Source organism: Streptomyces sp. JHA26 (assembly GCF_002005565.1).
In the GTDB taxonomy this organism is placed as follows: Bacteria; Actinomycetota; Actinomycetes; order Streptomycetales; family Streptomycetaceae; genus Streptomyces.
This window is the reverse complement of the sequence record NZ_BDJC01000057.1, coordinates 1-20,484: the sequence shown is the minus strand read 5'-3', so window position 1 is coordinate 20,484 and position 20,484 is coordinate 1. Positions and strand designations below refer to the sequence as shown.

Genomic DNA, 20,484 nt, shown 5'->3' with positions numbered 1-20,484 from the left:
CGCATCGATTCAGCGTAGCGGGTGCCGTGAGCACGTGGGGACGTTATCGATCGCTTCGACTGGGCATCATCCCACCTGACCGGCACACCGGCGGCCGGATCTTCAACCCACCGCTCTGAGAAGGGACTCTTCCATGGGGGAGAAGGTCGTGGCAGGTCAGTTCGACCTGTCCGATCGCCAGCGCTACCGCGACAAGCTCCAGCGGTGCCTGACGGGCCTGGAGCGACTGCTGGCGGAGAAGAGGTTCGACCGCCCGAAGAACCTGATGGGGCTGGAGATCGAATTGAATCTCGTCGGGGCCGACGGGATACCGAAAATGTTGAATGCGCAAGTCCTCGAGCGCATCGCGAGCCGTGACTTCCAGACGGAGCTCGCCATGTTCAACCTGGAAGTCAACATCGCACCCCACCGATTGGGCGGCCGGGTATTCGACCGGCTCGCCGAGGAGATCCGCACGTCGCTGGCGTATGCGGACCGGAAGGCGGGCGAGGTCGACGCGGGAATCGCGATGATCGGTATTCTGCCGACCCTCGACCGGGACGACCTGGTCTCCTCCAGCCTTTCGGCCGTCGACCGCTACGCACTGCTCAACGAACAGATCGTGGCCGCCCGCGGCGAGGACTTCACGCTCGACATCGAGGGCGTCGAGCGCCTCACCTGCACGTCCAAGTCCATCGCCCCCGAGGCCGCCTGCACCTCGGTGCAGCTGCATCTCCAGGTCACCCCGGACCGCTTCGCCGACGTGTGGAACGCCGCCCAGGCGGTCACCGCCGCGCAGATCGCCCTCGGTGCCAACGCGCCCTTCCTGTTCGGCCGCGAGCTGTGGCGCGAGTCGCGGCCCCCGCTGTTCCAGCAGTCCACCGACACCCGCCCGCCCGAGCTCCAGGCCCAAGGGGTGCGCCCGCGCACCTGGTTCGGGGAACGCTGGGTGACCTCGGCGTACGACCTGTTCGAGGAGAACCGGCGCTACTTCCCGGCACTGCTGCCGATCTGCGACGACGAGGACCCACTGGAGGTCCTGGACGCGGGCGGCGTGCCCAGGCTCGCGGAACTCGTCCTGCACAACGGCACGATCTACCGCTGGAACCGGCCCGTCTACGACGTCGCCGACGGTGTCCCGCACCTGCGGGTGGAGAACCGCGTCCTGCCCGCCGGCCCCACCGTCACCGACGTCATCGCCAACGCGGCCTTCTACTACGGCGTCGTCCGCGCGCTGGCCGAGGAGCCCCGCCCGGTGTGGACCCGGCTGCCCTTCGAGGCCGCCGCCGCCAACTTCGAGGCCGCGTGCCGCCACGGCATCGACGCTCGCTTCGAGTGGCCCCGGCGCGGCAGGCTCGGCGGCACCACCCAGGTCGACGCCGCCGTCCTCGTACGCGACGAACTGCTGCCGCTCGCCGAGGCCGGGCTGGACGCCTGGGGGGTGGAGCCCGCCGACCGGGACCTGTACCTCGGGGTGATCGAGGAGCGGTGCCGGCGCCGGGTCAACGGCGCGTCCTGGCAGGCGGCCACGTTCCACCGGGCGCTGGAGGCGGGTCTGTCCCGGGAGGCGGCACTGGCCGCGACGACCAGGCGCTACGTCGAGCTCATGCGCCAGGGTGATCCGGTGCACCTGTGGCCGGTGGGCCTGCCGGAGCCGGTGCCGCTGGGCTGACCCCCGCCGGGCCCGCCCCCGCCCCCCGCCGCGCGCCGCCTCATACTGATCGGGCAAGCTGTGACGTCCCGGCTGGAGGCAGGTGTGCATGGCGGAGGCGGGCCCGGTGGACGATGCGTTCCCCCAGAAACCACTCGACGGGGGACCCCCTCGCGAGGGACGGCTCTCGCGGCGGGTCCTGCGTGACGAGACGCTGCTCGTCCTGGCGCTGTCGCTCGGCGCGAGCGGGGTGTCCGCCCTCATCAGCTTCATCGGTTCGCTCACCCGGCCCGGCGGTCTCAAGGACCAGGCGGCCACCCTCAACGCCTCGGCCGCGCCCGGCCGCCCCTGGCTGGACCTGGCCTGGCAGCTCTTCGGGATCACCACCGCGCTGGTCCCGGTCGCCCTCGTCGCCCACTTCCTGCTGCGTGAGGGCCACAGCCTGCGCACCCTCGGCTTCGACCGCACCCGCCCGTGGCCGGACCTGGGCCGCGGGGCCGTCGTCGCCGCCGTCATCGGCAGTACCGGCATCGCCTTCTACCTGGCCGCCCGGGGCCTCGGCTTCAACCTCACCGTGGTGCCCGAGGCGCTGCCCGAGGTGTGGTGGAAGTACCCCGTGCTCATCCTCTCGGCGGTGCAGAACTCCGTCCTGGAGGAGGTCATCGTCGTCGGCTACCTGCTGCGCCGGCTCGACGGGCTGGGCTGGAGCCGGGGCGCGTCGCTGGCGGCCAGCTCGGTGCTGCGCGGGTCGTACCACCTCTACCAGGGCATCGGCGGATTCGTCGGCAACATGGTGATGGGCGCGGTGTTCGTGTACCTGTACCGCCGTTGGGGCCGGGTGGGCCCGCTCGTGGTGGCGCACTCTCTGCTCGACATCGGGGCCTTCGTGGGCTACGCGCTGCTCGCCGGGAAGGTCGACTGGCTGCCGACGGCGTGACGGGGCCCGGGAGCCTCCGGACCCCCGTCACACGGCCGGGCCCGCCGCCCGGATCAGGCGGGCCGGGAGGGACTGCGCCGTTCGTCCGCCCCGGGGTGCCGGCGTGATCCGGACGACAGGTCCGGCACCAGCAGCTCGCCCTCGATCACCGTCACCGCGTGTCCGCTCAGCAGCGTGCGGTCCCCACGCAGTTCCGTGCGGACGCGGCCGGAGCGGGGCGAGGCCTGGAGCCCGGTGAGGGCAGGGCGGCCCAGGCGTTCGGCCCAGTAGGGCGCGAGCGCCGTGTGGGCGCTGCCGGTGACCGGGTCCTCGTCGATGCCGACGTTCGGGAAGAAGCAGCGGGAGACGTAGTCGTAACCGCGGGCGGGATCCTCCGCGCGGGCCGTGGCGATGATGCCGCGCCGCGAGTGGGCGGCCAGGGCCCTGTGGTCCGGGGCCAGTCCGCGGACGGTCTCCTCGTCGGCCACCTCGACCAGCAGGTCACCGACGCCGGGGCCGGTGTCGAGGACCGTGAGCGGTTCCGCGCCCAGCGCTTCGGCGATGCCCGCGGGGGCCTGGACCGGCGTGAGCGGCGCGGTCGGGAAGTCGAGGGTGATCGAGCCGTCCTCGCGGGGTGTGGCGATCAGGACGCCGCTGCGGGTGGCGAACCGCACCGGACCCTCGTGGGCGCCCGTGGTGCACAGGACGTGGGCCGTGGCGAGCGTGGCGTGGCCGCACATCGCGACCTCGGTGGCGGGCGTGAACCAGCGCAGCGCCCAGTCGGCCCCGGCGCCCGCGGGCAGGGGGTGGGCGAAGGCGGTCTCGGCGTGGTTGACCTCCAGGGCGACCTCCTGGAGCCGGTCGTCCTCCGGGAAGGCGTCGAGGAGCAGGACCCCGGCGGGGTTGCCGGTGAAGGGCCGGTCGGTGAAGGCGTCGACGATTCGGATGCGCATGGCCCTGACGCTAGACGCTCCGCGAAGCCGCAGGCCAAGGCCAATCCGCGAGTCCTGGCCCGATCACCGGCGCGCCGGCGTCCTGCCGCGCCGGCCCCGGGCCCGGCCCGGGGCCGTGGCACACCTGCCGGACAGCCCCTCTTCCCCGGTCCCGTCCGCCGGCCGGCCGACGGTCCGCGCGGGACGGTGCACCGCCGGACTGTCGCAAGGGCTTGTCGGACGATAGTTTCCGATATATCGTTGAAGCATCGCGACAGATCAACGACTGAATGGAGTGATGGCGATGCGTACCCACGGATTCGAGCGTGGACACGGGGGACACGGACGTGGCGAAGGCGGCCCCTTCGGCTCCTTCGGGCGCGGCGGCTTCGACGGCCGGCGCGCGGCGTTCGGTCCCTTCGGGCCGGGCGGCCCCGGCGGCCCCGGCGGTCCCTTCGGGCCGGGCTTCGGTCCCGGTCCGTGGGGCGGCCGAGGGCGGGGCGGTCCCAGGGGGCGGGCGCGGCGCGGTGACGTGCGCGCGTCGATCCTCGCCCTGCTCAAGGAGCGTCCGATGCACGGCTACGAGATGATCCAGGAGATCGCCGAGCGCAGCGGCGGGGCGTGGAAGCCCAGCCCCGGTTCGGTGTACCCCACCCTCCAGCTGCTGGAGGACGAGGGTCTGATCGTCAGCGAGAGCGAGGGCGGCAAGAAGCTCTTCTCGCTCACCGAGGCGGGCCGCACCGCGGCCGAGGACGGCCCCGAGGCGCCCTGGGAGGAGGCCTCCCGAGGCGTCGACTGGGAGGCGTTGAACGACATCCGGCAGGCCGGCTTCGGGTTGATGGAGGCCTTCGGCCAGGTCTGGAAGACCGGCAGCAAGGAGCAGCGGGAGAAGGCGCTCGCCGTCATCGGCGACGCCCGCAAGAAGCTGTACCTGATCCTCGCCGACGAGGACTGACCGGTGCCGCACGGCCGGGCGTCCCGCGGACCGCTCCGCGGGGCGCCCGGCCGTGCGTGTGCCGCGCCGAGTCCGATCCGTTCGCCGTGTCACCGCCGCGTCGAACGGGTCCCGCGCGGCGGCGCGCGGCGCGTGGGGACCAACGGCGTGATCTCATCCGTAAGGAGGATATTCCGGTTCGCCGTGTCCACTCTGCGTGGGACGCCGAAATGCTCCCGTTCGGGGATGCCCCGGGCGGAAGGGACTGATGTGCTGGGGGTGTGCAACCCCGTATCCCCCGGCAGTCGGCCGGCGAGCAAGGCGGCCGGCGTCCGGACGGCATCGACGCCGACGCGTCGTCCGGCGCGGAACTGGCGCCGGTGGTCTCCGGTGCCCGCCGCAGAGCGGTGCGGGACGGGGACCGGCAGATCGACACGGCCCACCTGCTGCACTCCCTCCTGGAGCACGACCCCGAGGCGCGGACCGTCCTCGGCGAGGGGCCGCAGCTCGCCCGCCTGCTCGGCTACCTCGTGCAGCGCAGCATCGGATACGGCCTGCGCTGGCAGAGCGCCGTCGAGGACTCCGGCGCCGTGCCCGTGGTGACCGGGGCCGCCGGGTTCTCGCCGCTGGCCGCGGCGGCCATGGAGGACGCCCGCGCCCGCGCCGCCCGGCGGGGAGCGGCCGAGGCCTGCGGCATCGACCTGCTCGCCGCCCTGATCACGGATCCGCAGGCCCGGGCCCGCGAGGTGCTCGGGCGTGCCGCCGTCGATCCCCGTACGGTCCTCGCCCGGGTGGAGAACCACTTCGAGCCGAGGCCCTGACCCCACGGCCGGTGCCGCACCGGATGTCCGGCCGGTGAGACAGGTGTCATCGAGGATGACGCTCATGTCGTCCCCTGTCATCATGTGCCGGTGCAGATGACTGACAGCCCTCGCGGCAGCCGGGGAAAGGGCGCCGGGCTCGGACTCGCGCTCGCCTCGGCGGTCGCCTTCGGGGGTTCCGGTGTCGCGGCCAAGCCGCTGATCGAGGCGGGGCTCGACCCGCTCCACGTCGTATGGCTACGGGTGGCCGGCGCGGCCCTGGTGATGCTGCCGCTCGCCGTGCGCCACCGCGCGCTGCTGCGCCGCCGCCCGGGGCTGCTGGCCGGCTTCGGCCTCTTCGCCGTCGCGGGCGTGCAGGCCTGTTACTTCGCCGCGCTCTCCCGGATCCCCGTCGGCGTCGCCCTGCTCGTCGAGTACCTGGCACCCGCCCTGGTCCTCGGCTGGGTGCGGTTCGTGCAGCGCCGGCCCGTGACGCGGGCGGCGGCGCTCGGCGTGGTCCTCGCGGTCGGCGGACTCGCCTGCGTCGTGGAGGTCTGGTCCGGCCTCGGCTTCGACGCCCTCGGGCTGCTGCTCGCGCTGGGCGCCGCCTGCTGCCAGGTCGGCTACTTCGTCCTGTCCGACCAGGGCAGCGACGCGGGCGACGACGCGCCCGACCCGCTGGGCGTCATCGCGTACGGGCTGCTCGTCGGAGCCGCCGTGCTCACCGTCATCGCCCGTCCCTGGACCATGGACTGGTCCCTCCTCGCGGACACCGCGCCCATGAACGGCACCCCCGTCGCCGCCGCCCTGCTGCTGGCCTGGATCGTCCTCGTCGCCACGGTCCTCGCCTACGTCACCGGCGTGCTCTCCGTGCGCCGCCTGTCACCGCAGGTCGCGGGCGTCGTGGCGTGCCTCGAGGCGGTCATCGCCACCGTCCTGGCCTGGATCCTGCTGGGCGAACACCTCTCGGCGCCGCAGATCGCCGGCGGCGTGGTGGTCCTCGTGGGCGCCTTCATCGCCCAGTCCTCGGCGCCCGCCAAGGGATCCGCGGACCCGGTGGCGAGCGGCGGCCCCGAAAGGGAGTTGTCCGGCCGCGGGACGGCGACCTAGAGTGCCGATCATGCACGCGACCGCACTCGTCCTTCCGCCTCCGGCCGCCTGAGGCGGGCCCTCCGGAAGCCGCCCGGCGCGTAGTGGCCGGGCTGGTCGGTGCTGCCCGCAGACGCCAGTCCACCCACCCCTGCCCGAGGGGTGGACCCCGACGTCCGCGCCCCGTGCGCGTCTGCGGAGAGAACTCGTGTCGAACACCGTCTCCGGCCTGCCCGTAGGGCGTGGCCTCCTCTATCTGATCGTCGCCGGTGTCGCGTGGGGCACTGCCGGTGCCGCCGCCTCACTGGTCTACCGGACCAGTGACATGGGGCCCGTGTCCCTGTCCTTCTGGCGCTGCGCCGCCGGTCTCGTGCTGCTGCTCGCCGCCCGCCCGCTGCGCCCGCGGATGCGGCCCGCCGTACCGGAGCCGCTGCGCCGCAAGGTGCTGCGGGCCGTTCTCACGGGCCTCGGCCTCGCGGTGTTCCAGACCGCCTACTTCGCCGCCGTACGGGCGACCGGGCTCGCCGTGGCCACCGTCGTCACCCTCGGGGCCGGCCCGGTGCTCATCGCGCTCGGCGCCCGCCAGGTCCTCGGGGAGCGGCTGGGCCGGGGCGGGGCGGCCGCCGTCGTCGGCGCCCTCGCCGGGCTCGGGGTGCTCGTCCTCGGCGACGGCAGGGCCTCCGTCGAGCCCTGGGGCGTCCTCCTCGCCCTGGTGTCGGCGGCCGGGTACTCCGTGATGACGCTCCTCACCCGCTGGTGGGGGCGCGACGGATCGGCGGACGCGGCCGGCACGTCCGTCGGGGCGTTCGCCGTCACGAGCCTGTGCCTGCTGCCCCCGGCCCTCGCCGAGGGGCTGGTGCCGCACACCGCCGAACCGGTCCGGCTGCTGTGGCTCCTGGCCTATGTCGCGGCCGTCCCGACCGCCCTCGCCTACGGCCTCTACTTCGCCGGCGCGGCCGTCGTCCGGTCGGCCACCGTGTCCGTGATCATGCTGCTCGAACCGGTCGGCGCGGCGGCGCTGGCCGTCGTCCTGCTCGGTGAGCACCTCACCGCGGCGACCCTGGCCGGCACCGTGCTGATGCTCGGCTCGGTCGCGGGACTCGCGGTGGCGGAGGCGCGGCGGGCGCGGACACCCACGGCGCTCGCCTGACGGCGGGTCCTTCCGCGCGGGGGCTCCACCCGGCGCCCCCGCGCGGCGTCCCACCGGTGGACCGGCATCACGGCGCGGTCAGGTAGGCGGGCGGCTCGACGCCCGCTCCCAGGCCCGGGTCGGCGACCGGAGCGTCGTAGCCCTTGCGCAGCGGGACGAGACCGGCCCAGTGGGGGAGGGCGAGATCCTCCGGTTCGTCGTTCACGCCGCCGGTGCGGAGCTTGGCGGAGACCTCGTCCAGGTCGAGGCGGATCACGGCGGTGGCGGCCAGTTCCTTCTTGTTCGCCGGCCGGGAATCGTGCGAGCGACCGGGGACGACATGGTCGACCAGGGCGTCCAGAGCCGTGCGCTTCTCTTCCGGGTCCGTCACGTCGTACGCGGTGCCGTGCACCACGACCGACCGGTAGTTGATCGAGTGGTGGAAGGCCGAGCGGGCCAGCACCAGCGCGTCCACGTGCGTCACCGTCAGGCACACCGGCAGGCCCGGGTCCGTCTGGCCCGCCATCCGCAGCGGGCGCGAGCCCGTGGAACCGTGCACGTAGAGGCGTTCGCCGACCCGGCCGTACAGCGTGGGCAGGACGACGGGCGCGCCGTCGCGGACGAAACCGAGGTGGCAGACGTAACCCTCGTCGAGTATCGCGTGCACCAGTTCCTTGTCGTAGGAGGCCCGGCCGGGGGAGCGGGTGGGGACGGTGCGGTCGGTGGTCGAGTAGGCGGTGGCGGGCTGCGACGGCGGCCGCGTGGTCCCCTGCATGGCACTCTCCATTGCACTAGTGCATAATCGGGTTTGTGCTAGGAGAGTATCGGATCACGGGACGTGGTGCGGCGGAGATTTCCGCGAGCGTCGAACGCGCGGTGGGCACGGGCGAGCTGGAGCCGGGCCAACCGCTGCCTCCCATGCGGGAGTTGGCCGCACGGTTGGGGGTGAATCCCAACACCGTCGCCGCGGCCTACCGCACGCTGCGGGAGCGCGGGGTCATCGAGACCGCCGGACGCCGGGGCAGCCGGGTGCGCGCGACACCGGCGACCACGGGGCGGGAGTTCATCCGTGTCGAGGTGCCCGAGGGCGTGCGCGACGTGTCCGAGGGCAATCCGGACCCCGCGCTGCTGCCCGCGCTCGGCCCGGTGTTCGCCGCGGCCGCCGGGCAGGGCGACCGGGAGCCGGTGCTGTACGGGCACGCGCCCGTGGAGCCGGAGCTGGAGCGCCCGGCGCGGGCCGGACTGGTCGCCGACGGCGTGCCGGACGAACCGGTGGCCGTCACCTCCGGCTCGCTGGACGCCATGGAACGGGTGCTCGCGGCGCACCTGCGGCCCGGCGACACCGTCGCCGTCGAGGATCCGGGCTGGGGGAGCCTGCTCGACCTCGTGCCCGCGCTCGGTCTGCGCACGGTCGCCGTCGGCGTCGACGACGAGGGGCCGCTGCCCGACGACGTGCGCCGCGCCCTCGACGCCGGTGCCCGTGCCCTGGTCGTCACCGACCGCGCGCAGAACCCGACGGGCGCCGCGCTGAGCGCCACGCGCGCGCGTGCCCTGCGGTCCGTCCTGCGGGACCACCCGGAGACGCTGCTGATCGAGGACGACCACGGCCACCACGTCGTCGACCTGCCGCTGCACCCGCTCGCCGGTACGACACACCACTGGGCCTTCGTCCGCTCGGTGGCCAAGGCGTACGGGCCCGACCTGCGGCTCGCCGTGCTCACCGGCGACACCGTCACGCTCGACCGGGTGCGCGGCCGGCAGCGGCTGGGCCCCGGCTGGGTCAGCCTCGTCACCCAGCGGGCCGTGGCGTTGCTGTGGGCCGGGGGCGCGGTGGACCCGCGGGCGGTGGCGGCGGCGTACGGGCGGCGCCGGAACGCGCTGCTCGGCGCGCTCGAACGGCGCGGGGTCACGGCGCACGGGCGCAGCGGCATGAACGTGTGGATCCCCGTGCCGGACGAGACCGGTGCCGTCGCCCGCCTGCTGAACGCCGGCTGGGCCGTGGCACCCGGCGCCCGCTTCAGGATCGGCGCCCCGCCCGGCATCCGGATCACCGTCTCGACCCTGGCCGACGGAGAGGAACGGCCACTGGCGGACGCGGTCGCCTCGGCGCTGGGGCCGGGACCGGGGCGGCGCTACGTCTGACGCGCCCGGGCCGTGCCTGGGTCAGTGCCGCGCCCGCGAGGACGACGACCGCACCGACCGGCGTCGACCAGGACAGCGACTCGCCCAGCAGCGCGACGCCCGCGGCCGTGGCGATGACGGGCGTGAAGTACGTGACCATCTGGGCCGTCGTCGGGCCCACTTCGGCGACCAGGTCGTACTGGATCAGGAAGGCGAGCCCGGTGCCGAGCGCGCCCAGCGCCGCGACCGCCAGCACGGCCTGCACCGGGAAGCTCGTCGGCACCGAGGTGAACAGCGGTGTCACGAACGCCAGTTGCAGCGTCGCGAGCAGCAGTTGCGCCCCCGTCAGGGACAGGTGCGAGTGGCTGGAGCCGGCCAGGGTGCGGCGGACGTGGATCCAGCCGACCGGATAGCTCAGCGAGGCGAGCAGGGCCAGCGCCGTACCCGTGGCGTCCAGCCCGTGGAAGCCCTGCCAGACGCCCAGCACCGTCAGGACACCCAGGAAGCCGATGCCGAGGCCGGCCACCCGCAGCCGGGTCGGCCGGTCCTCGGACAGGGCGACCAGGGACAGGGCCATGCCCCACAGCGGCGAGGTCGCGTTGCAGATGCCCGCCAGGGAGGACGGGATCGTCAGCTCCGAGTAGGCGAAGAGGGAGAACGGCAGCGCGTTGAGCAGGAACCCGGCGATCGTCAGGTGCGCCCACGTCCGCGCCCCGCGCGGCAGCCGCTCCCGCTTCACGGCCATCACCACGGCGAGCACCGCCGTACCGCACACCAGCCGGCCCAGTGTGACCTGGAACGGGGCGAAGCTCTCCGTCCCCACCTTCATGAAGAGGAAGCTGAAGCCCCAGACGAGGGCCAGGATCCCGAAGCGCAGCCGCCAGTCGAGGAGGCGGCGGGGCGCGGGGGAGGAGGTGACGCTGCTCATGGGGGCAACGATGCCGCGGCTCTTTTCGTAGCACAATCGAGACTTCACGCACGGTATCTCGTAGCATCACTTACATGTTGAACCTGGAGCGCCTGCGCACCCTCGACGCCCTCGCCCGGCACGGATCGGTCAGCGGCGCCGCCGAGGGCCTGCACATCACCACCTCGGCCGTCTCCCAGCAGATGTCCAAGCTGGAGCGCGAGGTCGGCCAGCAGCTCCTGGCCAAGAACGGCCGGGGCGTGCGGCTGACGGACGCGGGCCGGCTCCTCGCCGAGCACGCGGCGCGCATCCTCTCCCAGGTCGAACTCGCCCGGTCCGACCTCGAGGCCCACCGCGGGCAGGTGGTGGGCGAACTGAGGCTCTCGGCGTTCCCGACCGCCGCCCGCGGGCTGTTCCCCGCCGTGCTGTCCGCCCTGCGCGCCGAGCACCCCGCGCTGCGCATCCGCTCCAGCGAACTGGAACCCGAGCGGGGCATCGCCGGCGTCGTGCGCGGCGACCTCGACCTGGCCGTCGTGCTCGACTGGTACAACAAGCCGATGCCGCTGCCCGACGGCCTGGTCAAGGCACCGCTCCTGGACGACCCCGCGGACGTGGCCATGCCGGCCGGACACCGGCTCGCCGGCCGGGACGAGGTGGACCTCACCGAGTTCGCCGAGGACGAGTGGATCACGTGGGCCGAGGGCGAGTTCTGCCACGAGTGGCTGGTGTTCACGCTGCGCTCGAAGGGCATCGAACCGATCATCGGCCACCGCGCCGCCGAGACCCACACCCAGCTCGGCCTGGTCGCCGCGGGGCTCGGCGTGTGCATCGCCCCGCTGCTCGGCCGCCATCCGATGCCCGCCGGCGTGGTCACCGTGCCGCTGCGCCAGCGGGTGCGCCGGCACGTGTACGTCGTCTGGCGCGCGGACGCCGACCGCCGCCCGTCGATCCGCGCGGCGGTCGACGCGCTGCGGGCCGCGGCCGCACGGCAGGGCTGACGGCGAGGGTTTCCGGGCCCTCCTCGCGGACGGGCCTGCCGCGGGCGCTCTCTCAGGCGAGGCGGATCGAGTCCCCGCTGACCGTGATCGGCACGGCGGGCAGCGGCTCGGGCGCCGGACCGCCGCGCACGCTGCCGTCGGCGGCCGAGAAGGCACTGTTGTGGCAGGGGCAGTGGATGACCCCGTCCGCGACGCTCTTCACGGCGCACCCCTGGTGCGTGCAGACGGCCGAGAACGCCTTGAACTCGCCCGCCGTGGGCTGGGTGACCACCACCTTCCGGTCGGCGAAGACCTTCCCGCCGCCCTCGGGGATGTCGGCGGTCGTCGCGAGCACGGCCCCGCCGCCCGTGCCGCCGGTGTCCCCCGTGCCACCACCGCCCGAGCCGCTGTCCGCCGCCGCGTCGGACGTGTCGCTCCCCGAGTCCGAGCAGGCGGTCAGGGCGGCGGCGAGGCCCGCCGCCACGACCGTACGGCGGGCCGGTCCCGATGCGGGGTGAAACGATGCGCTGGTCATGCCGATGACGTTCCTTCCAGGGCTGGACGCGTGGTCTGCCCGGAGATACGGGCGCGGGACACGGACCGTTCAGACCGCGCCCCCGCGCCCTCGTGCCACCGGCCGCCTCAACGGTCCGCGGACGGGAGCGTCGGCAGGTACCCGGGCGCCCGCCAGGCGTCCAGCCGGTGCTCCACCGCCGCCCCCAGGGCCAGCAGCGCGCCGTCCTGGCGGTCGCCGGCCATCAGCAGCAGGCCGACCGGCAGTTCGCCGACGAACCCGGCGGGCACGGACAGCGAGGGGTACCCGGCGACGGCGGCCGGGGTCGAGGACGGGATCACGTCGTTGTCGCCGCGCGCGCAGTCGGTCGTCCACGCGGGCGGGTTCGCCGGGGAGGCGATGGCGTCGAGGTCGTGGGCGGCCATCGTCTCGTCGATGGACCGCCGGGACAGGTCCGTCAGCTCGGCGCGCATGGCCAGGTAGTCCGGATCGGTGGGCGGCGGCGCGGCCAGGGCCTGCTCGAACAGCTCCTGGCCGGCGAAGCAGGTCCGCTCTCCGGGGTGCGCGCGGTTGAACCCGATCAGCCCGGCGAGGTCGCGGGGCCCCTCGCGGGTGGCGAGGTAGGCGTCGATGTCCCGGTGGAACTCGGTGAGCAGCGCCGGGAACTCCAGCTCGGCGAGCCGGTCCTGGTACGGCGGAGTCACCTCGACGACCTGCGCCCCGGCCGCGCGCAGCCGGGCCTCGGTACGGGTCATCAGGGCGTCCACCTCGGCGCCGAGCGAGGGCAGGCGCCACAGGCCGATCCGCTTGCCGCGCAGGGCTCCGGGGCGCGCGGCCGCCTCGGCGAGACCGGAGGCGGAGCCGGTGTCCACGCCCTCGTGGCCGCTGAGCACCGCGAAGGTGATCGCCGTGTCGATCACGGTGCGCGCCATGGGGCCCGCCGTGTCCTGCTCGGCGGAGATGGGGACGACGCCCGACCGGCTGACCAGTCCGAGGCTCGGCTTGTGGCCGACGACGCCGTTCATCCCGGCCGGGCACACGATGGAACCGTCCGTCTCGGTGCCGATCGCCACCTGCGCCAGCGACGCGGCGAGCGCGGCGGCCGAACCGGAGGACGAGCCGCAGGGGTTGCGGTCCAGGACGTACGGGTTGTTGGTCTGCCCGCCCACTGCCGACCAGCCCGACGTCGGCTTCGCCGCGCGGAAGTTGGCCCACTCGGACAGGTTGGTCTTGCCGAGGATCACCGCGCCCGCCGCCCGCAGCCTGCGCACCAGCTCGGCGTCCCGGTGCGGCGGGTCGCCGGCCAGGGCCAGGGACCCCGCCGTCGTCGGCATGTCGTGGGTGTCCACGTTGTCCTTCAGCAGGACGGGGATGCCGTCGAGCGGGCCGAGGACGGTCCCGCGCCGGTGCCGGGCGTCGCTGGCGGCCGCCTGACGCAGGGCCGTCGGGCTGGTGCGCAGCACGGCGTGGAGCTTCGGGTCGATGGCGTCGATCCGCCGCAGGTACGCGCGGGTCAGCGCGGTGGAGGTCAGCGTCCCGCGCTTCATGAGCGTCTGGAGTTCGGGGATCGTGACCGTGTCGAGGTCCACGCCGCGAGGGAGGGACGACCCGGCGGGCGCCGAGGCGCCGGCGGCACCCGCCGCGGAGGCTTCGTGGGCCGCGGCGCGGGGACCGGGCGCGGTGGCCAGCAGAGCGGGCACGACCACGGCCGCGGTCAGCACCGCGATGCTTCGTCTCTTCATGGCGGACAGCCCACTGCATACGGCCGTCCGGTGCAAGAGGGCACCGTGGCAAGGCAGTTCGCGAGAAAACGGGTCAGCGTCGGGCCCGGCGTGGACGCGTGCGGCTCGGGCGGTCGGCACGGGTGACCGGCCCCGTTTACTATGCTCCCTTCATGCCCGGGGCCGGGAGCGAGGGGCGAACGGCCGTGGACGGGCCGCTCCGCCCCTCCGGGACCGGCCGTGCGCTTGCGAGGACGAAGAGATGGGTGACCCGGGAACGTGCTGAAAGAGGTCACTGCGACCCGCTACATCACGCCCTTGCGTGAGGGCGGTTCGCTCCCCGGCCTGGTTGAGGCGGACGACCTCGGCACCTACGTCCTGAAGTTCACCGGCGCCGGGCAGGGCCGCAAGACGCTCGTCGCCGAGGTGGTCTGCGGCGAACTGGCCCGCCGCCTCGGCTTCCGGGTGCCGCGGCTGGTGACGGTCGAACTCGACCCGGTGCTGGGGCTCGGCGAGCCCGACCAGCAGGTGCAGGAACTCCTCAAGTCCAGCGGCGGCACCAACCTCGGCATGGACTTCCTCTCCGGCGCGCTCGGGTTCGACCCGCTGGCCTTCGAGGTGAGCCGGGAGGAGGCCGGGCGGATCGTCTGGTTCGACGCGCTGGTCAACAACGTCGACCGGTCCTGGCGCAACCCGAACCTGCTGCGGTGGCGGGGCGAGGTGTGGCTGGTCGACCACGGCGCGACGATGATCTGGCACCACAACTGGCCCGGCGCCGAGGTCTCGGCCGCCCGCTCCTACGACGCCCGCGACCACGCCCTCGCCCCCTTCGCACCGGACGTCCGTGCCGCCGCCGACGCCCTCGCGCCCCTGGTCACCGAGGAACTCCTCGCCGAGGTCACCGCCGAGGTCCCGGACGTCTGGCTGGCGGACGAACCCGGCTTCGCGACGCCCGACGACGTGAGGCGGGCCTACGCCCGGCCGCTGCTCGCGCGCGCCGCCGTGATCCACGACCGCATCGAGGGGGGCCGGTGAGCGACCGCCACGTCTACGAGTACGCGCTGCTGCGCGTCGTGCCGCGGATCGAGCGCGGGGAGTGCGTCAACGCGGGAGTGCTCGTGTACTGCCGGGCCGCGTCCTACGTCGGCGCCCGCACCCACCTCGACGAGAACCGGCTGCTGGCCCTCGACCCGCACGTGGACCTGCCCGGCGTGCGCGCCGCGCTGCGCGCCGTCGAGGGCGTGTGCGCCGGCGGGGAAGCGGCGGGGCAGGCGGCCCCCGACGATCCCGGCCGCCGCTTCCGCTGGCTGATCGCCCCCCGCTCCACGATCGTCCAGCCGGGCCCCGTGCACACCGGCCTCACGACCGATCCGGCCGCCGAGGCGGAACGGCTCCTCGACCTGCTGGTGCGGTAGTACGACCTCCTCGCCGGGCCGCCGGGAGAAACACATGTGTCCCGGGCCGCTCGGCCCAGCGCCGCGGACCCGCCTGCCCCGTCCCCGCCGGCCACGGCCCCGGGCCCCGGACGCACCGCCTCCCGGCGGACCTCCGTCCCTCGACCCGCCGGCACCGCTTTCTCGACCCGCCGGCACCGCGCCGCGCGGGCCCGCGGCGCTGGGCCGTCCGGGGGAGTCCGGCGCGGCCGGAACACCGGGGAACCCGGGGAATGGATCACACCGGCCCGGTGTCCCGTTGACACCGGGTGCCAGGGCTTCTAGCGTCACGTCTGCGGAAGGTACTAAGCGGTCGCTCACCCAAGGGCGTGCCGAAGGGCCCCGCACGGGCCGCATCCCCAGGACGAGGAGAAGCAGCAATGTCCACCCATGAGCAGCGGGTCGCCGTCGTCACCGGAGCCGCGCGCGGCATCGGTGCCGCCACCGCCGTACGACTGGCCGCCGAAGGCCGCGCCGTCGCCGTGATCGACCTCGACGAGGCCGCCTGCAAGGACACCGTGGAGAAGATCACCGCGACCGGCGGCAAGGCGATCGCGGTCGGCTGCGACGTCTCCGACGAGGCGCAGGTCGAGGCGGCCGTCGCACGCATCGCCGAGGAGCTGGGCGCGCCCACGATCCTCGTCAACAACGCGGGCGTCCTGCGCGACAACCTGCTGTTCAAGATGAGCGTCTCCGACTGGGACACCGTCATGAACGTGCACCTGCGCGGTGCCTTCCTGATGTCGAAGGCCTGCCAGAAGCACATGGTGGACGCCGGCTTCGGCCGCATCGTCAACCTGTCCTCCTCCTCCGCGCTCGGCAACCGCGGCCAGGTCAACTACTCCGCCGCCAAGGCCGGTCTGCAGGGCTTCACCAAGACCCTCGCCAAGGAGCTCGGCAAGTTCGGCGTCACCGCCAACGCCGTCGCCCCCGGCTTCATCGCCACCGAGATGACCAAGGCCACCGCCGACCGCGTCGGCATGGGCTTCGAGGACTTCAAGGCCGCCGCCGCGACCCAGATCCCGGTGCAGCGCGTGGGCGAGCCCGAGGACATCGCCAACGCCATCGCCTTCTTCACCGGCGAGGCCGCCGGCTTCGTCTCCGGCCAGGTGCTGTACGTGGCCGGCGGACCGCTCGACTAGGGACACGGACATGACTGAACTCCCCGCACCCTCCGGCAAGGTCGCCCTCGTCACGGGCGCCAGCCGCGGCATCGGCTACGGCATCGCCGAGGCGTTCGTCGCGCGCGGCGACCGCGTCTGCATCACCGGCCGCAACGAGGACGCCCTGAAGGAGGCCGTCGAGAAGCTCGGCGCCGACCGGGTCATCGGCATGGCCGGCAAGGCTCACGACGAGGCCCACCAGGCCGCCGCCGTCGAGCGCACGATGGAGGCCTTCGGCCGCGTCGACCACCTGGTCAACAACGCCGGCACCAACCCGGTGTTCGGACCGATCGCCGACCTCGACCTGAACATCGCGCGCAAGGTCTTCGAGACCAACGTGATCTCGGCACTCGGCTTCGCCCAGCGCACCTGGCACGCCTGGCAGAAGGACAACGGCGGCACGATCGTCAACATCGCCTCCGTCGCGGGCCTGTCACCCTCGCCCTTCATCGCCGCCTACGGCGTCAGCAAGGCCGCGCTGATCAACCTCACCGCGCAGCTGGCGCACGAGTTCGCGCCCGGCGTGCGGGTCAACGCGATCGCCCCGGCCGTGGTGAAGACCAAGTTCGCCGCCGCCCTGTACGAGGGCCGCGAGGAGGAGGCCGCGGCGGGTTACCCGCTGGGCCGGCTCGGCGTGCCCTCCGACATCGGCGGCGCCGCCGCGTTCCTCACCTCGGAACAGTCGGCGTGGGTCACCGGTCAGACCCTCGTGGTCGACGGAGGCGTCTTCCTGAACGCCGGCGTGGCCTGACGCGCCGTCCGCCGCACGTCACCCGCCGCACGGCACCGCGGCACGGGCGCCACGGACTCCGATGACGCCCGTGCCCGCGCGCTGAGATCATCCGGGCCATGACAACGTAGTCATCGCGAAAATGATCAAAACCCCTGTTCACAGGGGGGTTCAGGGGGCCCGGTGCTGCGGTATGGTCTGCCGACCCTTGGTACGGCGGATCGAGGAGCGTGCGCGTGTTCAACCGGAACCGATGCCTGCGGAGAGTCGCGGCCATCGCGTCCATGTCGTCGCTGGTCGCCGGATGCGGCATCCTGTCGTCCGACAGCTCCGAGGACGAGGGGCCGATCGTCGTGGGAACGACCAGCGCGCCCAGCACGCTGGACCCGGCGGCCTCCTGGGACGGCTCCTGGGAGTTGTTCCGCAACGTCTACCAGACGCTGCTCAGCTACCCCAACGGCGCGACCACGCCCCAGCCCGACGCCGCCGAGAGCTGCGCCTTCACCGACGCGGCGAGCCAGGTGTACCGCTGCGAGCTGCGCGACGGCCTGACCTTCTCCGACGGGCACCCGCTGGACGCGCAGGCGGTCAAGCACTCCATCGACCGGATCAAGCGGATCAACGTCAACGGCGGCCCCGCCGGTCTCCTGGGCAGCCTCGACCGGGTCCAGGCCCCCAGCGATCACGAGGTGGTCTTCCACCTCAACAAGCCCGACGCCACCTTCCCCTTCGTCCTCGCCACGCCGGCGATGTCGATCGTGGACCCCGCCGAATACCCGGCGGACGCGCTGCGCGAGGGCGACGGGATCGCCGGTTCCGGTCCGTACACGCTCCGGGAGTACCAGGACGGGGAGCGGGCCGAACTCGTCCGCAACGACCGCTACAAGGGTTTCGCGGAGCGCCACAACGACGCGGTGACCATCCGGTACTTCAAGGACTCCGCCGGCATGGTGAAGGCCCTGCGCGACCACGAGATCCAGGTCACCTACCGCGGCCTCGCGGCCGACGACGTCATCACGCTCCAGGGCAAGGCCGGCAAGGAGGAGGAACTCCAGCTGGTCGAGGGCACCGGCGCGGAGATCAGCTACCTGGTGTTCAACCCGAAGGACCCCTGGGCGGGCCGCAGGGCCGTGCGCCAGGCCGTCGCCCAGGTGATCGACCGGGCGGCGATCGCGCACCAGGTCTACCAGGACACCGTCGACCCGCTGTACTCGATGGTCCCCAAGGGGCTGACCGGCCACACCACGGGCTTCTTCGACGACTACGGCGACCCCAGCGTCTCCAAGGCCCGCGAGATCCTCTCCGACGCCGGCATCACCGAGCCCGTCCCGCTCACCCTCTGGTACACCACCGACCGCTACGGCTCGGAGACCGGGGCGGAGTTCAAGGAGCTCAAGCGGCAGCTCGACGGCTCCGGCCTGTTCACGGTGACCCTCAGGAGCCGGCCCTGGAAGACGTACGTCGAGGGGTACCAGAAGGGCGAGTACCCGGTGTTCGGGCGCGGCTGGTCCCCGGACTTCCCGGACGCCGAGAACTTCATCGCCCCCTTCGTCGGCGAGCAGAACGCGCTCGGCACGCCGTACCCGGCCCCCGAGATCACCGGCGACCTGCTGCCCCGGTCCCGGCGCGAGAGCGACCGTGCCCACGTGGAGAAGGACTTCGAGCGGGCGCAGCAGATCCTCGTCGACGACGTGAGGCTGCTGCCGTTGTGGCAGGGCAAGCAGTACGTGGCCGCGAGCGACGACATCTCCGGCGCGGAGCGGGCGCTGGACCCCTCGACGATCATGATGATGTGGCAGCTGTCCCGGAAGACCAGTTGGTAGCCGGCCCGCGCCCGGCCCGGCCGGGCGCCCCCGGGAGCGCGTTGTCAGTGGTCGCCGGTAGGTTCTGAGGACTGGAAGCGACCGCTCATCGTGAGGAAGTTGACGTGACCGACATCGCCATGCTGCCCGAGTCCTGGCGCGAGGTGCTGGGCGACGAACTGCAGAAGCCCTACTTCAAGGAGCTGATGGAGTTCGTCGAGGAGGAGCGGGCGAAGGGCCCCGTCTACCCCCCGCGCGAGGAGGTCTTCGCCGCGCTGGAGGCCACGCCGTACGACCGGGTGAAGGTGCTGGTCCTCGGGCAGGACCCGTACCACGGCGAGGGGCAGGGCCACGGGCTGTGCTTCTCGGTCCGGCCGGACGTGAAGGTCCCGCCGTCGCTGCGCAACATCTACAAGGAGATGCACGCGGAGCTGGACGTCCCGATCCCGGACAACGGCTACCTCATGCCCTGGGCGAAGCAGGGCGTCCTGCTGCTCAACGCGGTGCTCACGGTCCGGGCCGGTGAGGCGAACTCGCACAAGTCCCGGGGCTGGGAGCTGTTCACCGACGCGGTGATCCGCGCGGTCGCCGGCCGGCCCGATCCGGCGGTGTTCGTGCTGTGGGGCAACTACGCGCAGAAGAAGCTGCCGCTGATCGACGAGACGCGGCACGCGGTGGTCAAGGGCGCGCACCCCTCGCCGCTGTCGGCGAAGAAGTTCTTCGGGTCCCGCCCGTTCACGCAGATCAACGAGGCGGTCGCCGAGCAGGGGCACGAGCCGATCGACTGGACCATCCCCGACCTGGGCTGAACCGGCGTCCGGGGCCGGTCGTCCGTCGGCCGGCCCGCGCGTCACGGGCCGCCTGACCTGGAAGACCGGTGCCTGCCGTTAGCGTCGTCGGGGACAGCCGACGAGGGCACGGAGGACGTGGTGGCCGAGGGACAGGGGCAGGCGGCGCCGGACGCCGTGCCGACGCGGATCGGACAGGTCGTCATGCTGCACCACGCGGGCGACCGCGAGGAGGCCCGGCACCGCTACCTCGCCCTGTGGGCGGAGATCGGCGAGCACGGCGACCCGTTGCACCGCTGCACCCTGGCCCACTACCTGGCCGACACCCAGGACGACCCGGGGGACGAACTGGCGTGGGACCTGAGGGCCTTGGCCGCCGCCGAGGAAATCACCCAGGACCGTGGCGGCGAGCACCACGAGGACGTGCTCGCCGCTCGCGCGCTGTATCCCTCGCTGCACCTGGACCTGGCCGCCGACTACGACAGGCTCGGCCACCACGAGGCCGCCCGGGGGCATCTGCGGCGGGCCCGCGACGCGGCCGAGGCCCTGGCGGACGACCGCTACGGCGAGGGCGTGCGTGCGGCGATCCGCCGCCTGGAGTCGCGGCTCGGCGACGGCGGACCCGCGGCGGACGGACCCTGGGGGCCGCCGCGCCGGCGGCCGTAGCCGGCCCCCGCCGTGCGGCCCCGCACGGCGGGGCGTCAACGGCCGTACGTCTGCTCGCAGATGACCGCCTCCGGACTGCCGGGCCGCCAGCCGCCGTACTGCCTGCCCAGGGAGCACAGGTTCGCTCCCATGCCGGTGCCCCCGCCGGTCGATCCGGAAAGGCCGGGGACGTCGGCGCGGGGCTTCTGGGCGGATCCGCCCGGCCACCGGGGCGCCGCGGGGCGCGCGGGCC

General features: G+C 73.6%; 19 protein-coding genes and 2 pseudogenes. 15 read left to right on the top strand and 6 right to left on the bottom strand.

The window, feature by feature from the left end:
• Positions 1-133: 133 nt before the first annotated feature.
• Together JHAT_RS27425 and JHAT_RS27420 are read left to right on the top strand one after the other, a co-directional pair.
• A complete protein-coding gene (locus tag JHAT_RS27425) occupies positions 134-1,651 on the top strand; it encodes a glutamate-cysteine ligase family protein (protein ID WP_077800959.1) in 1,518 nt (505 codons plus the stop codon).
• 88 nt (positions 1,652-1,739) lie between these two features.
• Positions 1,740-2,567, top strand: coding sequence for a CPBP family intramembrane glutamic endopeptidase (locus JHAT_RS27420; protein WP_077800958.1), 828 nt, complete (start codon positions 1,740-1,742; stop codon positions 2,565-2,567).
• 128 nt (positions 2,568-2,695) lie between these two features.
• Here the strand turns inward: JHAT_RS27420 and JHAT_RS27415 are convergent.
• Positions 2,696-3,499: pseudogene (locus JHAT_RS27415) on the bottom strand (PhzF family phenazine biosynthesis protein); the annotation flags it as partial.
• A gap of 283 nt (positions 3,500-3,782) precedes the next feature.
• Here JHAT_RS27415 and JHAT_RS27410 point away from each other — a divergent pair.
• The 4 genes from JHAT_RS27410 to JHAT_RS27395 all read left to right on the top strand — a co-directional run bounded on the left by JHAT_RS27410 (position 3,783) and on the right by JHAT_RS27395 (position 7,451).
• Positions 3,783-4,433, top strand: a complete 651-nt coding sequence (locus JHAT_RS27410) for a PadR family transcriptional regulator (RefSeq protein WP_077800956.1) — start codon at positions 3,783-3,785, stop codon at positions 4,431-4,433.
• 260 nt (positions 4,434-4,693) lie between these two features.
• Positions 4,694-5,233 (top strand): Clp protease N-terminal domain-containing protein, encoded by a 540-nt coding sequence (locus tag JHAT_RS27405; RefSeq protein ID WP_077800955.1) that lies wholly within the window; start codon positions 4,694-4,696, stop codon positions 5,231-5,233.
• Between the two features lie 96 nt (positions 5,234-5,329).
• On the top strand, positions 5,330-6,322 hold the full coding sequence (locus JHAT_RS27400) for a DMT family transporter (protein WP_375603595.1): 993 nt from the start codon (positions 5,330-5,332) through the stop codon (positions 6,320-6,322).
• Positions 6,323-6,509: 187 nt separating this feature from the next.
• Positions 6,510-7,451: a DMT family transporter gene (locus tag JHAT_RS27395; RefSeq protein WP_077800953.1), complete on the top strand. Its 942-nt coding sequence runs from the start codon at positions 6,510-6,512 to the stop codon at positions 7,449-7,451.
• Positions 7,452-7,518: 67 nt separating this feature from the next.
• On the opposite strand, the gene JHAT_RS27390 is transcribed toward JHAT_RS27395, so the two are convergent.
• Positions 7,519-8,205, bottom strand: a complete 687-nt coding sequence (locus JHAT_RS27390; RefSeq protein ID WP_077800952.1) for a pyridoxamine 5'-phosphate oxidase family protein — start codon at positions 8,203-8,205, stop codon at positions 7,519-7,521.
• 35 nt (positions 8,206-8,240) lie between these two features.
• Between JHAT_RS27390 and JHAT_RS27385 the strand changes: the two genes are divergently transcribed.
• Positions 8,241-9,572 (top strand): aminotransferase class I/II-fold pyridoxal phosphate-dependent enzyme, encoded by a 1,332-nt coding sequence (locus JHAT_RS27385; protein WP_077800951.1) that lies wholly within the window; start codon positions 8,241-8,243, stop codon positions 9,570-9,572.
• Here JHAT_RS27385 and JHAT_RS27380 read toward each other — a convergent pair.
• Positions 9,478-10,479: a DMT family transporter gene (locus tag JHAT_RS27380; protein WP_107482031.1), complete on the bottom strand. Its 1,002-nt coding sequence runs from the start codon at positions 10,477-10,479 to the stop codon at positions 9,478-9,480. The two genes, JHAT_RS27385 and JHAT_RS27380, sit on opposite strands and share 95 nt — an antisense overlap.
• A gap of 74 nt (positions 10,480-10,553) precedes the next feature.
• On the opposite strand from JHAT_RS27380, the gene JHAT_RS27375 reads away from it, so the two are divergent.
• On the top strand, positions 10,554-11,456 hold the full coding sequence (locus tag JHAT_RS27375; protein ID WP_077800949.1) for a LysR family transcriptional regulator: 903 nt from the start codon (positions 10,554-10,556) through the stop codon (positions 11,454-11,456).
• A 52-nt stretch (positions 11,457-11,508) separates the two neighbouring features.
• Here JHAT_RS27375 and JHAT_RS27370 read toward each other — a convergent pair whose 3' ends face one another.
• Together JHAT_RS27370 and JHAT_RS27365 are read right to left on the bottom strand one after the other, a co-directional pair.
• Positions 11,509-11,970: a Rieske (2Fe-2S) protein gene (locus JHAT_RS27370; RefSeq protein ID WP_077800948.1), complete on the bottom strand. Its 462-nt coding sequence runs from the start codon at positions 11,968-11,970 to the stop codon at positions 11,509-11,511.
• Positions 11,971-12,077: 107 nt separating this feature from the next.
• On the bottom strand, positions 12,078-13,691 hold the full coding sequence (locus JHAT_RS27365) for an amidase family protein (protein WP_077800947.1): 1,614 nt from the start codon (positions 13,689-13,691) through the stop codon (positions 12,078-12,080).
• 258 nt (positions 13,692-13,949) lie between these two features.
• Between JHAT_RS27365 and JHAT_RS27360 the strand changes: the two genes are divergently transcribed.
• The 7 genes from JHAT_RS27360 to JHAT_RS27330 all read left to right on the top strand — a co-directional run bounded on the left by JHAT_RS27360 (position 13,950) and on the right by JHAT_RS27330 (position 20,252).
• Positions 13,950-14,705, top strand: coding sequence for a HipA family kinase (locus JHAT_RS27360; RefSeq protein WP_077800946.1), 756 nt, complete (start codon positions 13,950-13,952; stop codon positions 14,703-14,705).
• The gene (locus tag JHAT_RS27355; RefSeq protein WP_077800945.1) at positions 14,702-15,085 is read left to right on the top strand and encodes a DUF3037 domain-containing protein; all 384 of its coding nucleotides are present in this window, start codon (positions 14,702-14,704) and stop codon (positions 15,083-15,085) included. The genes JHAT_RS27360 and JHAT_RS27355 overlap by 4 nt, the downstream gene beginning before the upstream one ends.
• A gap of 398 nt (positions 15,086-15,483) precedes the next feature.
• Positions 15,484-16,245, top strand: coding sequence for a 3-oxoacyl-ACP reductase FabG (gene fabG / locus JHAT_RS27350; protein ID WP_077800944.1), 762 nt, complete (start codon positions 15,484-15,486; stop codon positions 16,243-16,245).
• A 10-nt stretch (positions 16,246-16,255) separates the two neighbouring features.
• A complete protein-coding gene (locus tag JHAT_RS27345; RefSeq protein ID WP_077800943.1) occupies positions 16,256-17,017 on the top strand; it encodes an SDR family oxidoreductase in 762 nt (253 codons plus the stop codon).
• Positions 17,018-17,232: 215 nt separating this feature from the next.
• Entirely contained in the window at positions 17,233-18,819 is a 1,587-nt protein-coding gene (locus tag JHAT_RS27340; protein ID WP_171991076.1) for an ABC transporter substrate-binding protein, read from the top strand.
• A 104-nt stretch (positions 18,820-18,923) separates the two neighbouring features.
• On the top strand, positions 18,924-19,607 hold the full coding sequence (gene ung, locus JHAT_RS27335; RefSeq protein WP_077800941.1) for a uracil-DNA glycosylase: 684 nt from the start codon (positions 18,924-18,926) through the stop codon (positions 19,605-19,607).
• A gap of 120 nt (positions 19,608-19,727) precedes the next feature.
• Positions 19,728-20,252, top strand: a complete 525-nt coding sequence (locus JHAT_RS27330; RefSeq protein ID WP_077800940.1) for a hypothetical protein — start codon at positions 19,728-19,730, stop codon at positions 20,250-20,252.
• Between the two features lie 35 nt (positions 20,253-20,287).
• Here JHAT_RS27330 and JHAT_RS35020 read toward each other — a convergent pair.
• Positions 20,288-20,484: pseudogene (locus JHAT_RS35020) on the bottom strand (hypothetical protein); the annotation flags it as partial.